This is a genomic window from Burkholderia pyrrocinia, from assembly GCF_018417535.1.
Taxonomy (GTDB): Bacteria; Pseudomonadota; Gammaproteobacteria; order Burkholderiales; family Burkholderiaceae; genus Burkholderia; species Burkholderia pyrrocinia_E.
Genome location: NZ_CP070978.1, coordinates 1,026,782 through 1,044,213 on the forward strand (window position 1 = coordinate 1,026,782; position 17,432 = coordinate 1,044,213).

At 69.2% G+C, this 17,432-nt stretch carries 15 protein-coding genes; 8 read left to right on the forward strand and 7 right to left on the reverse strand.

The window, feature by feature from the left end; translation table 11 throughout:
- Positions 1-110 precede the first annotated feature (110 nt).
- Both JYG32_RS22705 and mmsB read left to right on the forward strand, forming a co-directional pair.
- Positions 111-1,637 carry a CoA-acylating methylmalonate-semialdehyde dehydrogenase gene (locus JYG32_RS22705; protein ID WP_213267050.1) on the forward strand — a complete coding sequence of 509 codons (1,527 nt, stop codon included), beginning with the start codon at positions 111-113 and terminating at the stop codon, positions 1,635-1,637.
- 211 nt (positions 1,638-1,848) lie between these two features.
- On the forward strand, positions 1,849-2,739 hold the full coding sequence (mmsB, locus tag JYG32_RS22710; RefSeq protein ID WP_213267051.1) for a 3-hydroxyisobutyrate dehydrogenase: 891 nt from the start codon (positions 1,849-1,851) through the stop codon (positions 2,737-2,739).
- Between the two features lie 132 nt (positions 2,740-2,871).
- Here mmsB and JYG32_RS22715 read toward each other — a convergent pair whose 3' ends face one another.
- The 4 genes from JYG32_RS22715 to JYG32_RS22730 form a co-directional block, all read right to left on the reverse strand.
- On the reverse strand, positions 2,872-3,204 hold the full coding sequence (locus JYG32_RS22715; RefSeq protein ID WP_213267052.1) for a hypothetical protein: 333 nt from the start codon (positions 3,202-3,204) through the stop codon (positions 2,872-2,874).
- A 224-nt stretch (positions 3,205-3,428) separates the two neighbouring features.
- A complete protein-coding gene (locus JYG32_RS22720) occupies positions 3,429-5,840 on the reverse strand; it encodes a c-type cytochrome (RefSeq protein ID WP_213267053.1) in 2,412 nt (803 codons plus the stop codon).
- On the reverse strand, positions 5,830-6,333 hold the full coding sequence (locus JYG32_RS22725) for a (2Fe-2S)-binding protein (RefSeq protein WP_213267054.1): 504 nt from the start codon (positions 6,331-6,333) through the stop codon (positions 5,830-5,832). Before JYG32_RS22725 ends, JYG32_RS22720 begins: the two co-directional genes overlap by 11 nt.
- A 173-nt stretch (positions 6,334-6,506) precedes the next feature.
- Positions 6,507-7,664 (reverse strand): FAD-dependent monooxygenase, encoded by a 1,158-nt coding sequence (locus JYG32_RS22730; RefSeq protein ID WP_174383891.1) that lies wholly within the window; start codon positions 7,662-7,664, stop codon positions 6,507-6,509.
- A 298-nt stretch (positions 7,665-7,962) separates the two neighbouring features.
- Here JYG32_RS22730 and JYG32_RS22735 point away from each other — a divergent pair, with 298 nt between their 5' ends.
- The 5 genes from JYG32_RS22735 to JYG32_RS22755 all read left to right on the forward strand — a co-directional run bounded on the left by JYG32_RS22735 (position 7,963) and on the right by JYG32_RS22755 (position 13,754).
- A complete protein-coding gene (locus JYG32_RS22735) occupies positions 7,963-8,715 on the forward strand; it encodes a maleate cis-trans isomerase family protein (RefSeq protein ID WP_174383892.1) in 753 nt (250 codons plus the stop codon).
- Positions 8,716-8,742: 27 nt separating this feature from the next.
- Positions 8,743-9,573 carry an alpha/beta fold hydrolase gene (locus JYG32_RS22740; protein WP_174383893.1) on the forward strand — a complete coding sequence of 277 codons (831 nt, stop codon included), beginning with the start codon at positions 8,743-8,745 and terminating at the stop codon, positions 9,571-9,573.
- Between the two features lie 35 nt (positions 9,574-9,608).
- On the forward strand, positions 9,609-10,649 hold the full coding sequence (locus JYG32_RS22745; protein ID WP_213267055.1) for a 2,5-dihydroxypyridine 5,6-dioxygenase: 1,041 nt from the start codon (positions 9,609-9,611) through the stop codon (positions 10,647-10,649).
- Between the two features lie 19 nt (positions 10,650-10,668).
- A complete protein-coding gene (locus tag JYG32_RS22750; protein WP_213267056.1) occupies positions 10,669-11,322 on the forward strand; it encodes an isochorismatase family protein in 654 nt (217 codons plus the stop codon).
- Positions 11,323-11,468: 146 nt separating this feature from the next.
- Positions 11,469-13,754, forward strand: a complete 2,286-nt coding sequence (locus JYG32_RS22755; RefSeq protein WP_213267057.1) for a xanthine dehydrogenase family protein molybdopterin-binding subunit — start codon at positions 11,469-11,471, stop codon at positions 13,752-13,754.
- 22 nt (positions 13,755-13,776) lie between these two features.
- On the opposite strand, the gene JYG32_RS22760 is transcribed toward JYG32_RS22755, so the two are convergent.
- Complete coding sequence (locus JYG32_RS22760; RefSeq protein ID WP_174383897.1) at positions 13,777-14,223, reverse strand: MarR family winged helix-turn-helix transcriptional regulator; 447 nt, start codon at positions 14,221-14,223, stop codon at positions 13,777-13,779.
- A gap of 531 nt (positions 14,224-14,754) precedes the next feature.
- Here JYG32_RS22760 and JYG32_RS22765 point away from each other — a divergent pair.
- Complete coding sequence (locus JYG32_RS22765) at positions 14,755-16,062, forward strand: MFS transporter (protein WP_213267058.1); 1,308 nt, start codon at positions 14,755-14,757, stop codon at positions 16,060-16,062.
- Between the two features lie 231 nt (positions 16,063-16,293).
- Here JYG32_RS22765 and JYG32_RS22770 read toward each other — a convergent pair whose 3' ends face one another.
- Complete coding sequence (locus JYG32_RS22770) at positions 16,294-16,842, reverse strand: DUF3005 domain-containing protein (protein ID WP_213267059.1); 549 nt, start codon at positions 16,840-16,842, stop codon at positions 16,294-16,296.
- A 195-nt stretch (positions 16,843-17,037) separates the two neighbouring features.
- The gene (locus tag JYG32_RS22775) at positions 17,038-17,304 is read right to left on the reverse strand and encodes a hypothetical protein (protein WP_213267060.1); all 267 of its coding nucleotides are present in this window, start codon (positions 17,302-17,304) and stop codon (positions 17,038-17,040) included.
- Positions 17,305-17,432: the final 128 nt, after the last annotated feature.

The window sequence follows — 17,432 nt, forward strand, 5'->3', positions numbered from 1 at the left end:
CGCGAGCCGGTATCCGATCGATTTCAGTTCGTCCTGCTGCTCGCCGTGCCTGCACGCGCGGCGAACGCAGGCTCCCTTTTTCATTGCCACAGCGCTTTCCGGAGAGTTCCATGAACGCCGCAGTTCCACAGACCACCCTCGCCCTGCCCACCGCCAAGCTGCTGATCGACGGCGCGTTCGTCGAATCGCAAAGCGCCGAATGGGGCGACATCGTCAACCCCGCAACGCAGGAAACGCTCGGGCGCGTACCGTACGCGACGCTCGATGAGGTCGACGCCGCGATCGCGTCCGCGCAGCGCGCATTCCAGACGTGGAAGACGACGGCGATCGGCGCGCGGCTGCGCATCATGCTGAAGTTCCAGGATCTCGTGCGCCGCAATCTCGAACGGATCGCGCACACGCTGACGGCCGAGCAAGGCAAGACGCTGCCCGACGCGCAGGGCGACATCTTCCGCGGCCTTGAAGTGGTCGAGCACGCCTGCTCGATCGGCACGCTGCAGCAAGGCGAATTCGCGGAGAACGTCGCGGGCGGCGTCGATACCTACACGCTGCGCCAGCCGATTGGCGTGTGCGCGGGCATCACGCCGTTCAACTTCCCCGGGATGATTCCGCTGTGGATGTTCCCGATGGCGATCGTGTGCGGCAACACGTTCGTGCTGAAGCCGTCGGAGCAGGATCCGCTGTCGACGATGCAACTCGTCGAACTCGCGATCGAGGCCGGCGTGCCGAAAGGGGTACTGAACGTCGTGCACGGCGGCAAGACCGTGGTCGACCGCCTGTGCACGCATCCGGACATCAAGGCGATCTCGTTCGTCGGCTCGACGCGCGTCGGCACGCACGTGTACAACCTCGGCAGCCAGCACGGCAAGCGCGTGCAGTCGATGATGGGCGCGAAGAACCACGCGGTCGTACTGCCCGATGCGCACCGCGAACAATCGATCAACGCGCTCGTCGGCGCGGGCTTCGGCGCGGCCGGCCAGCGCTGCATGGCGACGTCGGTCGTCGTGCTGGTCGGCCAGGCGCGCGACTGGCTGCCCGAGCTCGTCGAGAAGGCGAAGGTGCTGAAGATCAACGCCGGTCATGAGCCGGGCACCGATGTCGGGCCCGTCGTGTCGAAGGCCGCGCTTGCGCGCATCACCGCGCTGATCGACGAAGGCGTGAAGGCCGGCGCGAAGCTCGAGCTCGACGGCCGCGGCGTGAAGGTGCCCGGCTACGAGCACGGCAACTTCGTCGGCCCGACGATCTTCTCGGGCGTGACGACCGACATGTCGATCTATACGGAAGAAATCTTCGGGCCGGTGGTCGTCGTGCTCGAAGCTGACACGCTCGACGAAGCAATCGCACTCGTCAACCGCAACCCGATGGGCAACGGCGTTGGGTTGTTCACGCAGAGCGGCGCGGCCGCGCGCAAGTTCCAGAGCGAGATCGACATCGGCCAGGTCGGCATCAACATCCCGATTCCGGTGCCGGTGCCCTACTTCAGCTTCACGGGTTCGCGCGGCTCGAAGCTCGGCGATCTCGGCCCGTACGGCAAGCAGGTCGTGCAGTTCTACACGCAGACGAAGACGGTCACCGCGCGCTGGTTCGACGACGACGCGACGGCCGGCGGCGTGAACACGACGATCGCGCTGCGCTGAGCGATGCATGGGATCGGACCAAGCGCTGAAGCGCCGAGTCCGGTCGACCGCGAAGCATGGGACCGGACCAAGCGCTGAAGCGCCGAGTCCGGTCGACCGCGAAGCATGGGACCGGACCAAGCGCTGAAGCGCCAAGTCCGGTCGACCGCGAAGCATGGGACCGGACTAAGCGCTGAAGCGCCAAGTCCGGTCGACAACGAGGAGGCTACGCATGGAAATCGCATTCATCGGGCTCGGCAACATGGGCGGCCCCATGGCCGCCAACCTGCTCAAGGCCGGTCACACGCTGACCGTGTTCGACCTCGACGCGAACGCGGTCGACGCCGCGGTGCGCGCGGGCGCGACGGCGGCCGGCTCGCCGCGCGACGCGGCCGCGCGCGGGACGATCGTGATCACGATGCTGCCGGCCGCGCAGCACGTGCGCGCCGTCTACCTCGGCGACGACGGCGTGCTGGCCGGCGCGCGCGCCGGCGCGACGCTGATCGACTGCAGCACGATCGATCCCGGCACCGTGCGCGCGGTGGCCGAAGCCGCCGCGCAGCGCGATTTCCCGCTCGCCGACGCGCCCGTGTCGGGCGGCACCGGCGGCGCGCAGGCCGGCACGCTGACCTTCATGGTCGGCGCGGACGCCGCGCTGTTCGAACGTATCCGCCCCGTGCTGCTCGGCATGGGCAAGAACGTCGTGCATTGCGGCGGCACGGGCACCGGGCAGATCGCGAAGATCTGCAACAACCTGCTGCTCGGGATCTCGATGATGGGCGTGTCGGAAGCAATGGCGCTCGGCGCCGCGCTCGGCATCGAGCCGGCCGTGCTGGCCGGCATCATCAACACGTCGACCGGCCGCTGCTGGAGCTCGGACACCTGTAACCCGTATCCGGGCGTGAGCGAAACGACGCCCGCCGCGCGCGACTATGCGGGCGGCTTCGCGGCGAACCTGATGCTGAAGGATCTCGGACTCGCGACCGAAGCCGCACGAAGCGCGCGTCAGCCGGTGTGGATGGGCGCGCTCGCGCAGCAGCTTTATCAGTCGATGAGCCAGCAGGGGCTCGGCACGCTCGATTTCTCCGCGTGCGTGAAGCTGTACGAGGCGCAGCCCGCATAGCCTGCGCAGCCGACGCCGGACGTGCGCCGACCCGCGATGCGCTTGCGCGTATCGCGGGTCGGATTGCATGCGGGGAAAGGGAAACGCAGGTGCCGCTGCTGGCGACGGTCGCGCGGCCATGCCGCGTGTCGTTCAACCGCGCGGGTTCGATGCCGTCTCGAAGGTCGGATGGCACTCGAACGCGAGTTCGGAGCGCGCGTCGACACGGCGGCCGCCGGTCAGCGATTCCTGCTTCATGCTCGCGCGCATGCCGCGCTGCGTGCAGTAGTTGGAGGCTTCGTTGACGGCCTTCTCATGGGCGTCGGCCCACGTCGTCGACACGCCGACCGTGCGCGTCGTCACGGTGAACACGTTCGGGTTCGACGTCGCGGTCACGTCGGAAGCGGTCGAACACGCGGCGAGCAAGCATGCGGCAGCCGCGACGGTCAACCATCGCAGGGTTCGGAAAGAAACTGGAATGGACATGGGGGGCAGGCACACGTCGGTTCGACGTGTATTGAGCAACATGGGCACAGTATGCCCGCTCGATCGCCGGAGATCATGCCCCTTTCAGTGAACACATTGTTTCGAATGGTTAAACGATCGCAAGCGCAGGCAAGATTTACAGCCCGGCGCCGCGCCCGTTTTCAACTCGTGAGTAGTTTTGCCCGGCCGGTGCGCCATTTCGGACGCTCACGCCCGTGCGCCGGTCAATGCGCGCGCTCCTGCCTGATTCTCGCCGACGCTTCCGCCAGGTTCCGCCACGCCGGCTGCCCCGGCGCATAGCGCGCGCGGATGTACGCGGCAAGCTCGGCCATCTGCCGGTCGTCGAACGCGTCGCCAAAGCCCGGCATGTAGCCGAGCTGGTCGGTGGCCGGCTGGTCGATCCCGTGATGCAGCACGCGCAGCAGGTTGTCCGGCGTCGCCTGGCTGACGCTCGTGTTGAGCCCCATCAGCGGGCGCACGCCGAAATGTCCGACACCGCCGGATTCCGCGTGACAGACCGCGCACGCCGCGTCGAACGCACGACGGCCGTTTTCGAGGCCGAGCGTCGCGACGGTTTCCGCGCCGCGTGCCTGGCGGGTAGCCACGTCGGCGGCCACCGCGGCCTCGACAGGTGGCGACAGCGACGCCAGATAGTGCGCGATCGCGCGCACGTCGGTCTCGGGCAGCGACGCGAGCCCCGCGACGACGGGCGCCATCGGCCCGGTCGCCACGCCGTGCTGCGCGGAGAAACCCGTGCGCAGATAGTCGAACAGCGCGCCTTCGGTCCACGGCACGGGTGCGGCCGGCGACGCGACGAGCGGCGGCGCGACCCATCCTTCCGCTTCGCCGCCCGACAGGTACGCGAAGCCGCCCTTCTCCGCACCCAGAGCGTTGCGCGGCGTGTGGCACGCGCCGCAGTGCCCGGCGCCGTCGACCAGATACTTGCCGCGATTCCACATCGCGGAGCGTGCCGGGTCCGGCGCGAACGGCCGCGCATCGTGAAACAGCCAGTTCCAGCCGGCGACGAGGCGCCGCTGGTCGAGCGGGAACGGCAGCTTCGTCTTCGGCGGCACATGCTTCACCGGCGGCTGCGACATCAGGTACGCATAGAGCGCGAGCAGGTCGGGCTCGCTCAGCTGCGCGAACGCCGTGTACGGAAACGCCGGGTACAGGTGCGTGCCGTCGCGCGAGATGCCTTCGCGCATTGCACGCGCGAACGCCGGATACGACCACGTGCCGATACCGGTTTCCGGATCGGGCGTGAGGTTCGTCGTGTAGATCGTGCCGAACGGCGTATCGAGCGCGAGCCCGCCCGCGTTGGTCGCGCCGCCGGGCGCGGTGTGGCATACCGCGCAATCGCCGGCGATCGCGACCTGGCGGCCGCGTTCGAGTGTCGCGGCGCTCCACATCGCACCATCCGCGCCGCCGGGCGCGACCGGTGCGATCGGTGCTGGCCCCGGCAGGATCGCGCACGCGAGCCCGATCAGCCCGCCGACCACGCCGCCCGCGCCGCCGCCGGCCAGCCAGCGGCGCCAGTGCGATGTGCGGCGCGGCGCGACATGCAGCCCGTCGCCGGAATCGACCGACGCCGGTTGCGCGAGTGCTGCGCGAATGCGCTCGGCATCGAACGGCGGTGCACGAAAACGCACCCCCGTCGCGTCGTACAGCGCGTTCGCGATCGCCGCCGCGGCCGGTGCCGCCGCCTGCTCGACCCGGCGCGCGTCGTGCGCGGACAATTCGCCGTGCGCGCGATGCGCCGCGTCGTCGAACGCCACCAGTTCATGCGCAATCGCGCCCGGCTGCGCGCCGGCATCGGTCTCGTCATGCGCGGGCCGCGCGGACAAGCGTGCGCCCATCACGCGCGAGATCGCCGCCTCGATCTGCCACGCGGGCACGCCGGCCATCGACGCGCCGCCCGGCTCTCCGGCACCCTGCCCGGCCACGACGCGCCGCACCGCGACGTCGCCGGTCGCGCGGTCGACATCGAGATCGACGACCCATGCGGACCAGCGCGTGTCGCCATCACGTGCTGCATCGTCGTCCGCTCGTTCGTCGCCGGACGGCGCGGCACGCGCGCCGGCGCCATCGAACGCGAAGCCGCGGCCGCTGACGCGCGAACGCACGCTCGGGTCGGCCGCGACCGGTGCGCCCCATGCGGCGCGTTCGCTGACCATCCGGATAATCTCGCGTGGCCCCGCATCCCGCGCTGCATCCAGATGCTGCAGGCGCAACGCGACCGGGTCGCGCCGCAACGCGCCCGCGAGTTCGTCCACGAAGGATTCGCGGGCGAACACGTGCGCATGCCCGGGAATCGCGCGGCCGGCGTCGGCCAATTCGATCGACGTCTGCGCGTGCCGGTAGACGAACGGCGACGCGGGGCGGGAATCCGTGCCCTCGGTCGTCGAACTGCGAAGATCGTCCGTTACCGCGCCGGATGCCTGCGCGCGATAGCGCCACGTCGTCATCCGCCCGTCGGGCGCGGTCCGCGTTTCGACATCGAGCGATGCCTGCGCGTGCGTATCGCCGATCGGCCATTCGTAGCGTGCGTGATGCGTGCGCGATGCGTCGGCTTCATCGCGCGGCGCGTGCGTCACCACACGCTCCGGCTCGGCGGGCAGGCTCAGGTCATGCTTCATCGCCGTCCCGCAGATAGCGTGCGGCGCGATGCACGGCCCGGATGATCTCCAGGTGCGTGCCGCAGCGGCACAGGTTGAAACGCAGCGCATCGCGGATCGCCGCATCGTCCGGCGCGGGGTTGCGGTCGAGCAGCGCCTTCGTGCTCATGATCATCCCGTTCAGGCAATAACCGCATTGCGCCGCCTGCTCGTCGATGAACGCGCGCTGGATCGGATGCGGCGCGTCGCGCGACCCGAGCCCTTCCAGCGTCGTGACGTCGCGCCCGCTCGCGGCGGCGGCCGGCACGACGCACGAACGCGTGGCCTGCCCGTCGACGAGCACCGTGCATGCGCCGCACTGCCCGAGCCCGCAGCCGTATTTCGGGCCGTTGAGCGCGCAGTCGTTGCGCAGGACCAGCAGCAGCGGCGCGTCGGGCGCCGCATCGTCGAAGGTGTGCGGCGTGCCGTTCACGCGAAACGCCAGCGGCCGCGGCTGAGAAGCGGAATGGGACATGAATGGATCCGGAATGCGGCGTGCGGGCCGAGGGTCGGCCGGCGGCTGGCACCGCCGCCGGCTGGCACCCGCCGGCGCGCCGGCCTGACATATAACACGCCGAAATGCGCGCGGTCCGGCGCATCGATCCCCGCGACGGCAAAGCGCCGGCCGGCGCGGGCATCACGTGCGCGTCAGGCCGCGGCCGCCACGTTGTTGCGCGACGGCGAGACGAGCGGCACGTCGAACACGTCGTAACCGAACACCCACGACGGATCCTCGTTCGTGCGCAGCCACGTGTTGTTGTGCGACACGAGTTGCACCTTCGACGCGCGCGCCGCGCGATTCGCCTCGTACAGCGCGAACGCGCCCGCGTAGTCGCCGATGCCGACTTCGTCGAGACAGCGCGCGAGCATCGCCGCATCCTCGATCGCCATCGCCGCGCCCTGCGCCATGTGCGGCTTCATCGGATGGCACGCGTCGCCGAGCAGCACGAGGCGGCCGCGGCTCCACAGCGGCAGCGGATCGCGTTCGAGCAGCGGCCACTTGGTGATCGACGGCGACACGTCGATCAGGTGCTGGATGTCGGCATGGAAACCCGCGAACGCCTCGCGCATTTCGTCGCGGCTGCTGTCGACCATCGACACGCCTTCGGGCCATTCGGCCTGCGGCACGCCGGTCACGTAGTAATACTCGTCGCGCTTCTCGGTCACGTAGTAGACCATCATGTGGCGATCCTCCGACCACCACTTCACGCACATGTCGTACGGCTTGTTGCCGAGCAGCGATGCCGGGAACACCGCGCGATGCGCGACATAACCCGTATAGCGCGGCGGTTCCGCGCCGAGCAGGTGCTCGCGGATCTGCGAATTCACGCCGTCCGCGCCGATCACGATGTCGGCCGTCTCGACGCTGCCGTCGGTGAACGTCAGGCGCACCGCGTCGCCGGTGTCCTCCACCGACGCGAGCCGCTTGCCGAAGCGGATCGTGCCGGGCGTCACCGCCTGCGTCATCAATGCATGGAAATCGCCGCGATGCACGGTCAGGTAGCTCGCGCCGTAGGTCTTGCGCGCGTAGTCGCCGAGCGGGATCTGCGCGAGCACGTCGGCCGTCTGCCAGTCGCGGCTGTACCAGAAATCCGGATGCGAACCCATCGTGTTCAGCGCGTCCTCGCAGCCGATGCGCCGCATGATCTTCATCACGTTCGGGCCGAGGTGGATGCCCGCGCCGAGGCGCGAGAACGCCGGCGCCTGCTCGTACAACGCGACGTCGTAGCCGCCGCGCTGAAGCAGCGCCGCGGCGGCCGTGCCGCCGAGTCCGGCGCCGATGATTGCGATACGGGGTGTGCTCATGCGGATCTCCTGATCGTGGGCCCGTCGCCGAGCGCGGCGCGAGAACGGGCGGATTGAATGGCGTTTATGTAGCGTACACACTCAATATACTCAGGACAAGAGGATTGTTGTTCGTTGTCTCGGCATTCGGGAAAACACCAATAATTCGTCAAAACACCAGGTGCACAAACGATCTGCACGCGCTGAACATCATTTTGATCCATTGCCATTTTCAAATGTACACACTAGACTTTGCTCGAAATCCGGCGATCCCGCGCCAGCGTGCCGCCCCACCCTTACCGACACGGAGCCTCCCGTCATGAGCAAGACCTACCGCATCGGCCAGATCGTGCCGAGTTCCAACACGACGATGGAAACCGAGATCCCCGCGATGCTGCGGCTGCGCGAAACGATCCGCCCCGAGCGCTTCACGTATCACTCGAGCCGGATGCGGATGAAGAAGGTCGTCAAGGAGGAACTGGCGGCGATGGATGCCGAATCCGACCGCTGCGCGGTGGAACTCAGCGATGCGCGCGTCGACGTGCTCGGCTATGCGTGCCTGGTCGCGATCATGGCGATGGGGCACGGCTACCACCGCGTGTCGCAGGCGCGCCTGACGAAGCACACGGCCGACAACGGCGCACAGGCACCCGTACTGACGAGCGCGGGTGCGCTCGTCGACGCGCTGAAGGTGATCGGCGCGAAGCGCATCGTCGTCGTCGCGCCGTACATGTTGCCGCTCACCGAACTCGTGGTCGACTACATCCGCAACGAAGGCTTTGAAGTGCTCGGCTATCGCGCGCTGGAGATTCCCGACAACCTCGACGTCGGCCGTCACGATCCGGCGCGCTTGCCCGATATCGTGAAGACGCTGCCGTACCAGGACGCCGACGCGATCGTGCTGTCCGCATGCGTGCAAATGCCGTCGCTGCCGGCCGTCGCGAAGGTCGAGGCGATGACGGGCAAGCCCGTGATCACGGCCGCGATCGCGACGACCTACGCGATGTTGCGCGAGCTCGATCTCGAGCCCGTCGTGCCCGGCGCCGGCGCGCTGCTGTCCGGCGCGTACTGAACGCAGCCCTTCCGACGGAGCCCATCCATGCCCTCGACCTTCCTGACCGGCGCGAACATCCGCGCGAACGGCATCCGCCAGCACTACCTGCGCTACGGCGGCGCGACCGGCGCGCGCGCGTCGCGCCCCGCGATCGTGCTGATCCCCGGCATCACGAGCCCCGCGATCACGTGGGGCTTCGTCGGCGAGACATTCGGCGCGGCGTTCGACACCTATGTGCTCGACGTGCGCGGCCGCGGGCTGTCCGACGCGTCGCCGTCGCTCGACTACAGCCTCGATGCGCAGGCCGACGATATCGCGGCGCTCGTCGCCGCGCTCGGCCTGCCGCGCACGAGCCTCGTCGGCCATTCGATGGGCGCCCGGATCGCCGCGCGCGCGGCGCGGCGCGGCATCCGCGGGCTCGAATCGGTCGTGCTCGTCGATCCGCCCGTGTCCGGCCCGAACCGCCGCGACTATCCGGGCAAGCTGCCGTGGTACATCGACTCGATGGCGCTCGCGCGCGCCGGCACCGACGCCGAAGGCATGCGCGCGTTCTGCCCGACCTGGACCGATGCGGAACTGCAATTGCGCGCCGAATGGCTGCATACGTGCGACGAGCGCGCGGTGCGCGCGACGTACGAAGGGTTCCATAGCGACGATTTCCATGCAGACGCCGCGCAGTTGGCGGTGCCGTCGCTGCTGATCACGGCCGAACGCGGCGACGTGGTGCGCGACGACGATGTCGCGGAACTGCAGCGCGCGACGCCGTCGATGCAGCACGTGCGCGTGCCCGATGCGGGCCACATGATCCCGTGGGACAACGCACCGGGCTTCTACGCGGCGTTCGGCGACTTCCTCGGCGCGCCGCTCGCGGCCTGATCCCCTTTTCCTTCACGCCTTTACCGGAGCCGACGATGCCAGTCAGCGACACCCAACTGATCGACGCGTGGAAGCAGGTGCTCACGCTGTCGCGCCTCGAACCGGGCCAGACCGTCACGATCCTGACGAGCGCGGCCACCCACCCGCAGACGCTGTCGTGCGCGCTGATCGCGACGCAATCGATGGGCGCGATCGTCAACCGGCTCGACCTGCCGCCGGTAAACGGCGACAAGGCGTTCAGCCGCGACCCGCTCGCGTATCTCGGCACGACGCCGCTGACCGGCAACAAGGCCGCGATCGCCGCGCTGCGCGAGAGCGACCTCGTGCTCGACCTGATGACGCTGCTGTTCTCGCCCGAACAGCACGAGATCCTGAAATCCGGCACGAAGATCCTGCTCGCGGTCGAGCCGCCCGAAGTGCTCGTGCGGATGGTGCCGACGCCGGCCGACCGCACGCGCGTGCTCGCCGCGGCGAAGCAAATCGCCGCCGCCCGCGAGATGCGCGTAACGTCGGCGGCCGGCACCGCCCTCGTGTGCCCGCTCGGCGAGTTCCCGCCGACCGCCGAATACGGCTTCGTCGACGCGCCGGGCCGCTGGGATCACTGGCCGAGCGGCTTCGCGCTGACCTACCCGAACGACCGCACCGCGCGCGGCACGATCGTGATCGATCGCGGCGACATCCTGCTGCCGCAGAAGCACTACGTGAGCGAGCCGATCGCGCTGACCGTCGAAGGCGGTTATGCGACGCGCATCGAAGGCGGCGTCGACGCCGACCTGCTGCGCGACTACATGGAGACCTTCGCCGACCCCGAAGGCTATGCGATCTCGCATATCGGCTGGGGCCTGCAGCCGCGTGCGCGCTGGTCGACGCTCGGGCTGTACGACCGCGAGGCGACGATCGGGATGGACGCGCGCGCGTTCGAGGGCAACTTCCTGTTCTCGCTCGGCCCGAACAACGAAGGCGGCGGCAACCGCACGACCACCTGCCACATCGACATCCCGCTGCGCCGCTGCACGGTCGAACTCGACGGCGAAACCGTCGTGCGCGACGGCCGCGTGACCGATCAACCCGCGTGACCAACGAGCGCCCGACACCATGAACGATCTTTCCCGCCACGCCGAAGCGAACGTCTACCGCCAGCAGGGTTTCGGCACGCCGCTGCCGCCGCACGGCAACATCGGCCTGCTGATCGTCGACTTCGTGGTCGGCTTCGCCGATCCCGCGACGTTCGGCGGCGGCAACATCGCGCCGGCGATCGCGCGCACGACGCGCGCGCTCGCGCTGGCGCGCGAACGCGGCTGGCCCGTCGCGCACAGCCGCATCGTGTACGCGGACGACGGCAGCGACGACAACGTGTTCTCGCTGAAGGTGCCCGGCATGGCGACGCTGACCGAGCACCATCCGAACAGCGCGATCGTGCCCGAACTCACGCCCGCCGCTGGCGAACTCGTCGTGCGCAAGACCGTGCCGTCGGCGTTCTTCGGTACGCAACTTGCCCCATGGCTCGCGCAGCGCGCGGTGCAGACGCTGCTCGTCGCGGGTGCCGTGACGAGCGGCTGCGTACGCGCGAGCGTGGTCGACGCGATGTCGCACGGATTCCGCCCGCTCGTGCTCGCCGATTGCGTCGGCGATCGCGCGATCGCGCCGCACGACGCGAACCTGTTCGACATGCAGCAGAAATATGCAGCCGTGATGCCGCTCGACGACGCGATCGCGGCGATCGACGCCGTCCAGGCGCACGCGCGCTGAGTCGCGACGGATCGCGGGCCGCGCATGCGTCGCCCGCGATTGACGCTGCGCTTTTGGCGGCCTAGATTGGCTTGACGCGCGCCGTTCGAACCCGCCCCGACGCAACCGGTCGCCGGCCGCGCCGCTCCCGACAGGACACCTCCCCCGTGAACCGCTCCGAACTGCTCGTGCGCAACGGCTGCCTGACCGTGATCCGGCCGCCCGCGCCGCCCGTCAAGCCGGCGCCCGGCCAGCCGGGCAGCCTGTCGTCCTACGTGCCCGCGCTGCCCGAAGTCTTCGTCGCGATTCTCGACGACGGCCGCATCCTCGCGTTCAACGGACACGTCGATCTCGGCACCGGCATCCGCACGTCGCTCGCGCAGATCGTCGCGGAGGAACTCGACGTGCCGGCCGCGCGCGTGACGATGGTGCTCGGCGACACGGCCGCGACACCGAACCAGGGCCCGACCATCGCGAGCGCGACGATCCAGATTTCCGCGACGCCGCTGCGCTGCGCGGCCGCGCAGGCGCGCCACGCGCTGCTGGCGCTCGCCGCCGAGCGGTTCGGCGTCGACGCAGCGCGGCTGGCCATCGACGACGGAACCATTTCGGCGAACGGGCAAAGCGCGACGTTCGCGGCGCTCGTTGCCGCGCATCGCATCGCGCTGACGCTGGACCTGAACACCCGCACGAAGGATCCCGCCCGCTACCGGATCGTCGGCAAGTCGTCGCCGCGTGTCGACCTGCCCGCGAAAGCGACCGGCGAGCTCACGTTCGTGCACGACATGCGCGTGCCGGGCATGCTGCACGGTCGTGTCGTGCGGCCACCGTATGCGGGCCACGACAGCGGCCCGTTCGTCGGCACCTCGCTCGTCGACGTCGATCGCGCGTCGGTCGCCGACGTGCCGGGGCTCGTGGCCGTCGTCGCGATCGGCGATTTCGTCGGCGTCGTCGCCGAACGCGAGGAGCATGCGATCCGCGCGGCGCGCCAGTTGCGCGTGACGTGGCGGCCGCATGCCGCGCTGCCGCCGCTCGACGAGCCGGCCGCCGCGATCGCCGCCGCGCCGGCCAGACGCCGCGTGCTGCTCGACGAAGGCGATGTGGACGCCGCACGCGCGCAGCCCGACACGATCACGCTGTCGCGCACCTATGCGTGGCCGTTCCAGATGCACGGCTCGATCGGTCCGTCATGCGCGCTTGCCGACTACCGGGAACCCGGCGACGGCCGAATCACCGTGTGGTCCGGCACGCAGAATCCCGTGTCGCTGCGCTACGACCTCGCGACGCTCGTCGCGCGCGACGAAGCCGATTTCGACGTCGTGCGGATGGAAGCGGCAGGCTGCTACGGCCGCAACGGCGCGGACGACGTGTGCGGCGATGCGCTGCTGCTGTCGCGCGCGGTCGGCCGCCCGGTACGCGTGCAGTTGTCGCGTGCGGACGAGCATCTGTGGGAACCGAAAGGCGCGGGCCAGTCGATGCAGGTGACCGGCACCGTCACGCGCGACGGCCGCCTGCTCGGCTATGACTTCACGACGCGCTATCCGTCGAACGACGCGCCGCTGCTCGCGGCATTGCTGACCGGCACGATCGCGCCCGAGCCGCGCGTGTTCGAGATGGGCGATCGCACGGCCGTATCGCCGTACGCGAGCCCGCATCGCCGCTTCGTCTGCGAGGATCTCGCGCCACTCGTGCGCGCGTCGTGGCTGCGCGGCGTGTCGGCGTTGCCGAACTCGTTCGCGCACGATGCGTTCGTCGACGAATGTGCGGCGCTGACCGGCGTCGACCCGCTCGCGTTCCGGCTGCGTCATCTGCAGGACGCGCGCGCGACCGAGCTGCTGCAGGCCGTGGCCGACCGTGCGGGCTGGACGCCGCGCGCAGAGCACACGCAGCGCGAACGCGACGGATCGCGGCTCGCGCGCGGACGCGGGATCGCGTATGCGCGCTACGTGCACAGCCGCTTCCCCGGTTTCGGCGCGGCGTGGTCGGCATGGATCGTCGACCTGAGCGTCGATCGCGTGACGGGCGAGATACGCATCGAACGCGTGACGGTCGGCCAGGACACGGGCACGATGATCAACCCGGATGGCGTGCGCCACCAGATCCACGGCAACGTGATCCAGGTATTGAGCCGCACGCTGAAGGAGCGCGTGCGGTTCGCGGACGGCAAGGTCGCGTCGCGCGAATGGGCGAGCTATCCGATCCTGACGTTCGCGGAAGTGCCGGACGTCGATGTCGTGCTGATGCCGAGGCAAGGCGAGCCGCCGCTCGGCGCGGGCGAATCGGCATCGGTGCCGGGTCCGGCCGCGGTTGCGAACGCGTTGTTCGATGCGACCGGCGTGCGGTTCTACGCGCCGCCGTTTACGCCCGAAACGGTCCGCGCCGCGCTGCGCGAGGCCGGCCGGCTGATGAGCGCCGACGAAGCCGCTGCGACCGCAACCGCCGGTGCGGTGTAGGCGCGCGGGCGCCGCCGGCGCATCACGCTTCGCCGTCTTCTTCCATCATCTTGCGCAGCAGGAACTGCAGCGCGACACGTTCGCCCGGATTGAGTGCGCCATACGTACGCTCGGTCACCTGCCGCGCGAACGGCACCGTGCGGTCGATCAGCGCGAGGCCGGTCGCGGTCGCGCGCACGATCAGCTTGCGGCCGTCGTTCGGGTCGGGCAGCACCTCGATCAGCGCACGTGCCTTCAAGCGCTCGACGACGCCGCGAATCGTCGCCTGGTCGATCGCGGTCGCCTTGACGATGTCGTTCAGCGAGCACGCCTGGCGTTCCTTGACCGCGCACAGCGTCACGAACTGCGCGGCCGTGAGATCCGAATCGGGGATCGCTTCCTGGAAGATCGACACGTGCCGCTGATACGCGCGGCGCAGCAGGTGTCCGACCTGGTCGTGAAAGTCGTAGGAATCCTTGGAAGACGCCATGAAAGTGCAGGCCCGTGCCGCATGTAAGGGAAAGACAAGAAGTGTACACCCTCAATTCGGCGCGACCGGCGGCCAGGCAGCCGCTTCATTGCGGTGCATCAGAATTCGCGTCAGCCGGCACGCATCGCGCCTGACGATCGCCTGACAGCAGTGGATCGGCCGGCACCGCCGCCGGGACAGCCGGCCGCCCGTGCTCGAATCTGCTGCCGCACGCGCGTTTGCGCACTGCGGCAAGCTTTCGCGTACACACTCCATTTTTAAGTGCATACGCACGAATTTCGTGCATATTCCGGCACGCATCCCGATCGTTTCGATGCACGATCTCGATCTTCAAAAACCTCATTAAAAGCTCGGTTTATCCTACGAAAGCGCTTGCCATGACACGTCGATTTTCATGCCTGTGCGATTCCGTATTTTCTAGTGTGTACGCTATTTAATTGCCGTGATATACAGACTCCAGTGCGCAGCGGAACCTCCGCTCGCGTCGATCGGCCACCCATTCATCCGTCACACTCGAACAGGGGCAATCCCATGTCTACCGCACACCCGAGCGCCGCCGTTTCCCCCGACGACGCGCTGCACGGCAATCTCTACCGCAAGGTCACGCTGCGCCTGATCACCCTCTTCTGCCTGTGCTACTTCGCGGCCTATCTCGACCGCATCAACATCGGGCTCGCGAAACTCCAGATGCTCGACGCGCTGAAGTTCAGCGATACCGTGTACGGGCTCGGCGCCGGCCTGTTCTTCGGCGGCTACATCCTGTTCGAAGTCCCAAGCAACCTGGTGCTGCAGCGCGTCGGCGCGAAGCTGTGGATCGCGCGGATCATGATCACGTGGGGCCTGCTGTCGGGCGCGACGATGTTCGTGCACACGCCGATGCAGTTCTACATCGTGCGGTTCCTGCTCGGCGCCGCCGAGGCCGGCTTCCTGCCGGGCGTGCTGCTGTACCTGACGCAGTGGTATCCCGATGCGCGCCGCGCACGGATCGTCGCGCTGTTCATGGTCGGCCTGCCGCTGTCGAGCATGATCGGCAGCCCGATCTCCGGCTGGATCATGCGCGCGTTCGACGGCGCGCACGGGCTCGGCGGCTGGCAGTGGCTGTTCCTGCTCGAAGCGCTGCCGTCGGTACTGCTCGGCTTCGCGGTGCTGCGCTGGCTGCCCAACAGCATCGAGTCCGCGCAATGGCTGAGCGCCGGCGAAAAGCAGGCGCTGCGCGCGAATCTCGACGCCGATCCGTCCGGCAACAAGAGCCACGCGCTCGGCAAGGCCTTCTCCGATCCGAAAGTGTGGGCGCTCGGCCTGATCGACCTGTGCGTGCTGCTCGGCCTGTATGCGGTGAGCTTCTGGCTGCCGACGATCCTGCGCGACACGGGCGTGAAGGACGCTTATCACATCGGCTGGCTGATGGTGATTCCGAATGCCGCGGCCGTGCTCGCCACGCTGTATTGCGGCGCGAGCTCCGATCGCGCGCGCGAGCGCCGCTGGCATATCGTCGTACCGTTCATGGTGTCGGCCGTCGCGCTGGCGATCGCGGCCTCGTCGTCGCACGGCACGCTCGGGACGGTGCTGCTCTTCTCGCTGATCAACGCGGGGGCCGCGGCCGCCATGCCGGTCGTCTGGGCGTTGCCGTCCACGTTCCTGAAGGGCTCGGCCGCGGCCGGCGGGATCGCGTTCGCGTGCTCGATCGCGAACCTCGGCGGGTTCGGCAGCACCTATTTCATCGGCTGGCTGCGCGACACGTTCCATTCGCAAAGCGCGGGGCTGTATGGCTTCGCCGCGTGCATGCTGGTCGGCTGCGCCCTCGCGCTCGCGTATCCGGCGAAGCTCGTGAACCGCTGACGCGTCGCGTCGCCCGCGCGCGACGCTGTCTTTTTTCAACCGCGGCGACAGCCCGGCCCGCCCCACGCCCACGCCCACACCCACGCCACGCGCACGCCGCCGCACCGGCGCGTGCGCGCGTCATCCCCCGCGCAGGCACACTGCTTGCGACATCCACGCGCAGGAACTCGGGCCGCAGTAACACGGCAACCGGCCGTCACGGTTTCGCGACGGCCGGCGCCGATCGCGCCGTCAGTCGATCCGCTCGAGACGGATCACATGCTCGGCGCGCGTGCCGTCGCCGTGCTCGATATCGACGTCGCCGACATGGCACACGCGCCAGCCCGGCCGCGCGGCGATCTGCGGCAGGTTGCCGGACGGACGGCTCTCGATCCCGCCAAGCCCTTCGTCGGGCGTATCGACCGCGTCGTCGAGGGACGCGTTCGAATGGATCACGTTGTCGTGCCGCTTCGATGCGCCCGCGGCGGCTTCCATGCCCTTGCCGTCGACGTCGACCGTGTTGTCGGTCATCGCCATGTTCGCGTTGTCGAGCGTCGTGATCCGGCCGGCCGCGCGCCGCACGGGGTCGCCGCTGTCGATCGCATGCGCGCCGCGTTCGATCGGCGGCAGCCCGGTCGGCATTTTCGCGGCGACGGCCTCCGGCGACAGCGGACGCCGCGCGACCTGAGCGACCTGGGGCGCCGCATCGGGCATGTCGCCGGCCGCCGGCGCTTTCACCGGACTCCGCTCGATCTGTTCCCGCTGCCTTTTCGGGGCAGCGGTCGATTCCGTGTTCTGCATTGCACCTCCTGTCCGGCCAGCGCGCGTCGGGGTCGGGCTGCCGCCGCCGGCCCGGGAATCGCTACAACGGTCCTTGCAAATCTTTCATGCAGCCGGACGCACGCGCGCCACCCGGCGCACGTGCCACACCGGCACGGCAATGGAAAAGCGGAGGGTGCACCCGCGCGGGCGGCCTGCGCGCCGTCCGCCCGCCTGTCAGCCGCCGCTCGCGCCGCCCGGCGCGGAGGCCGCGCCCGGCATGCTCGCGCCGCTTTCGCCGCTGCTTCCGGCCGCTCCGCTGCCCGGCATGCCCGACGGCGCGCTGGACGGCGCGGCCGACATGCCGCCCGTTGCGCCCGTGCTGGAACTGGCCCCGCCGCCGTCGTCGCTCTTCTTCTGGCAGCCTGCGCCCGCCGCCAGACCTGCAATCAGGATGCCGGCGAAGACGGCTCGCGATACATGACGAAATGAATATCGCTGCATGACACCTCCGCTGATGTCGATGTGGATGGAGCCCGCTGACGAGCAATGCGCGTGCCGCACCCGGCCGCCGACGACGAGCGCGCCCCATTCATTTTTCAAATGGCGCCCAGCCGAATATTTAATTTCCC

Coding starts and splice junctions, on each gene's coding strand:
- JYG32_RS22750 (WP_213267056.1), top strand. CDS start 10,669: ATGAACGATCTTTCCCGCCACGCCGAAGCGAACGTCTACCGCCAGCAG.
- JYG32_RS22745 (WP_213267055.1), top strand. CDS start 9,609: ATGCCAGTCAGCGACACCCAACTGATCGACGCGTGGAAGCAGGTGCTC.
- JYG32_RS22765 (WP_213267058.1), top strand. CDS start 14,755: ATGTCTACCGCACACCCGAGCGCCGCCGTTTCCCCCGACGACGCGCTG.
- JYG32_RS22735 (WP_174383892.1), top strand. CDS start 7,963: ATGAGCAAGACCTACCGCATCGGCCAGATCGTGCCGAGTTCCAACACG.
- JYG32_RS22760 (WP_174383897.1), bottom strand. CDS start 14,223: ATGGCGTCTTCCAAGGATTCCTACGACTTTCACGACCAGGTCGGACAC.
- JYG32_RS22720 (WP_213267053.1), bottom strand. CDS start 5,840: ATGAAGCATGACCTGAGCCTGCCCGCCGAGCCGGAGCGTGTGGTGACG.
- JYG32_RS22730 (WP_174383891.1), bottom strand. CDS start 7,664: ATGAGCACACCCCGTATCGCAATCATCGGCGCCGGACTCGGCGGCACG.
- JYG32_RS22770 (WP_213267059.1), bottom strand. CDS start 16,842: ATGCAGAACACGGAATCGACCGCTGCCCCGAAAAGGCAGCGGGAACAG.
- JYG32_RS22740 (WP_174383893.1), top strand. CDS start 8,743: ATGCCCTCGACCTTCCTGACCGGCGCGAACATCCGCGCGAACGGCATC.
- JYG32_RS22725 (WP_213267054.1), bottom strand. CDS start 6,333: ATGTCCCATTCCGCTTCTCAGCCGCGGCCGCTGGCGTTTCGCGTGAAC.
- JYG32_RS22705 (WP_213267050.1), top strand. CDS start 111: ATGAACGCCGCAGTTCCACAGACCACCCTCGCCCTGCCCACCGCCAAG.
- JYG32_RS22775 (WP_213267060.1), bottom strand. CDS start 17,304: ATGCAGCGATATTCATTTCGTCATGTATCGCGAGCCGTCTTCGCCGGC.
- JYG32_RS22715 (WP_213267052.1), bottom strand. CDS start 3,204: ATGTCCATTCCAGTTTCTTTCCGAACCCTGCGATGGTTGACCGTCGCG.
- mmsB (WP_213267051.1), top strand. CDS start 1,849: ATGGAAATCGCATTCATCGGGCTCGGCAACATGGGCGGCCCCATGGCC.